1 protein-coding gene is annotated in these 2,243 nt (G+C 30.1%); it reads right to left on the minus strand.

Going from position 1 to position 2,243, the window contains the following annotated elements; translation table 11 throughout:
* Positions 1 to 253: 253 nt before the first annotated feature.
* Entirely contained in the window at positions 254 to 1,318 is a 1,065-nt protein-coding gene (locus tag AFK68_RS00955) for a hypothetical protein (protein ID WP_246843920.1), read from the minus strand.
* Positions 1,319 to 2,243: the final 925 nt, after the last annotated feature.

The raw sequence follows: 2,243 nt of genomic DNA on the forward strand, positions 1-2,243 counted from the left end.
GGAAAGTGATAAGTGCATAAGCAAAATTAATTACACAATTAATTACACATTTTGCTGACTCTTTATTGCTTATTACCAAAAAATGAGGTCAAAAGCCTCCCATTTTAAGGGGATGAAAAAGATATTTAACTCATTATTTCAAGCCTTCGACTAAACTGGGAGCTTCACTGATAAGTGATAACTGATAACTGATAACTGAAATAACCTCTCTCAACTAGGAAATTCCTAAAAGCACAACTACTTATATTGAAAATTAGGGAAAAAATTTCTGAGAGAGATACTTATCTATGACTTCCGCAGCTAATCTATTACCAGCAATATTCCAATGAATATCATTTGGTTTGTAGAGAGCAGTTTCGGAACCAGCAAAAACAAATTCTTCCACAATATCAAGATGATAAATATTATGTTTATCCAGTTCTTGAGATAATAATTTATTAGGCTGTCGGAAGTCAAATTGTTCTGGAGAAAAATTGTAACTAGCAATTACTTTTTCTCTTAATTGTTGAATGACTTGTACCTCATCAGGCATTAAAACTACGACTAAAGTAATATTTCGGCTATCGCAAATTTCTTTAATTTTTAATAAGTCGCCAAAAGCATCCTTAAAATGTTCTGGAAAATCTGTTTTTTCAGGATTTTTGATAAAAATATAACTTCTCTTTTTTGCCTCTTGTAGATGAAAGTCATCCGGTGAGGTAGGTAAGTCTTCTCGATATTCAATACCATGATGATAGAGGTTGCCTTCAAACTTACTATTTACCTTAATCAAAAAATCAAAGAAAGATAAAACGTAAGAATCTTGAACTTTAAGTAACCTCCTATCTTCTTGTGATTTATAGTTATCAGAAAAGTCATTACCAATGTAAAAAGATAGCAAAAGCATATCAGGATTTAACTCTAATCCTTCATTAACAAATAGGGATAAATAATCTTTCGGTCCAATGGCAATTATTCCCATATTGATTAATTCTATAGGTTGCTGAATATCCTGATTAAGTTTAGATTCCAATAGAGTTAAAAAGTTATGTTTATAAGGTACGCCACTATAAGCAAAAGAATCACCTATGCCAATAATTCTATATGTACCTTCGGCTTTTTGTTTAGTAAATTCGACATCTTTAAATCCCCTAGAATTTAACTGAAAACCATAATCTGTAGAAAGTGGTTTTCCTCGCCAGCGATTATAAGATGAGGGGTCATAAAACATAAACGAAGGATTAATTTTGTGATAAATTCTGAATGCAATTTCTGTTAAGCCAAATGTTATTAAAGAAATAATTACTGTTTGACGAAGGAGAGAAAAAATTTTTTTCATTATTAAGTTTTAGTTTTGTGAAATGAATATTTTTGCTGGATTTATACAAACTCAGTTTAGATTAATAATCAGTAAGACGTTAATATAACATATAGGTAAGCATTCAGCTATCAAGTATTAAGTATCAAGTATCAAGTATCAAGTACCAGCTATGAGTTATTAATTTATTATTTTGGCAGGAGGAATTAATCTCNGGAGAGAAAAAATTTTTTTCATTATTAAGTTTTAGTTTTGTGAAATGAATATTTTTGCTGGATTTATACAAACTCAGTTTAGATTAATAATCAGTAAGACGTTAATATAACATATAGGTAAGCATTCAGCTATCAAGTATTAAGTATCAAGTATCAAGTATCAAGTACCAGCTATGAGTTATTAATTTATTATTTTGGCAGGAGGAATTAATCTCCAAGGAGAATTAAAGTTATTAAGAAAAAGGTTATCATCTAACCTTAGTAGTTATTTTATTCTTTCAAAAGCTATTAGCATTTAGTATTCCCCAGGAAAAAGCTGAATGCTGACTGCTAATAGCTGTTTGCGCAGCATTCCGCAGGAAATGCTTATACATATAGTAATCCTAAATAGGTCGCGGGTAATTAAAAAGTAGATAAAAAACTTGAAATTTCCCCCCGTTCCTAGTTAAGTGTTACCAATTCCTTATTCCCTAAAAGCGGTAAGCTTTTTATACACAAATAAAATAGGACTGCTATATAATTGTCAGTTATTAGCTTTTTAAGTAGATAGACAGAATTATTTGTAGATATAAATCTTAGATTATCTGTTAACTACCTCTACCATCAGTTCAATTAACTTTGCATGACTTAGTTTTTCTATAGCCATGTTGATATTAGGGTTAGTTGCTGTATTTAATCAACATAAAAATTCTCAGAGGATTGCTATAGTTGACAATCATAAAGTAGATATA

The sequence above is a fragment of the Hydrocoleum sp. CS-953 genome (assembly GCF_002260545.1).
Taxonomy (GTDB): domain Bacteria; phylum Cyanobacteriota; class Cyanobacteriia; order Cyanobacteriales; family Microcoleaceae; genus Trichodesmium.

Bases quoted from the DNA above. Each gene is read 5' to 3' on its own strand.
- AFK68_RS00955 (WP_246843920.1), bottom strand. From the start codon at position 1,318: ATGAAAAAAATTTTTTCTCTCCTTCGTCAAACAGTAATTATTTCTTTA.